The sequence below is a fragment of the Rhizobium sp. SVR5-2C genome, assembly GCF_056755115.1.
Genome location: NZ_JBNDHT010000453.1, coordinates 1 through 257, shown reverse-complemented (window position 1 = coordinate 257; position 257 = coordinate 1). Strand labels below are relative to the sequence as shown.

General features: G+C 56.8%; 1 protein-coding gene. It reads right to left on the bottom strand.

Going from position 1 to position 257, the window contains the following annotated elements:
* A partial coding sequence (locus ACPYOI_RS36490) for an MFS transporter (protein WP_481424232.1) occupies nucleotides 1-257 on the bottom strand: 257 nt, incomplete at both ends.

Genomic DNA, 257 nt, shown 5'->3' with positions numbered 1-257 from the left:
GGATCGAAGAAGTAGAAGGCGCAGGAGAAAATCGCCAGCACGATGTTGGTCCAGAAGAACACTTTCAGCTTACACCAGCGGTCGGTGAGGACTTTCGCCAGCATACTGCCGAGCATCATGCCAACCACGCCCAGGCTGATAAACAGCGTGGCGAAATGGGTACTCTGGCCCATAACCCAGGTCACGTAGTACATCGTGGCCGCCATGCGGATAAAGCCCGGGCACACGTTGCACAGGGTCAGCAGCAGAATGCGCAC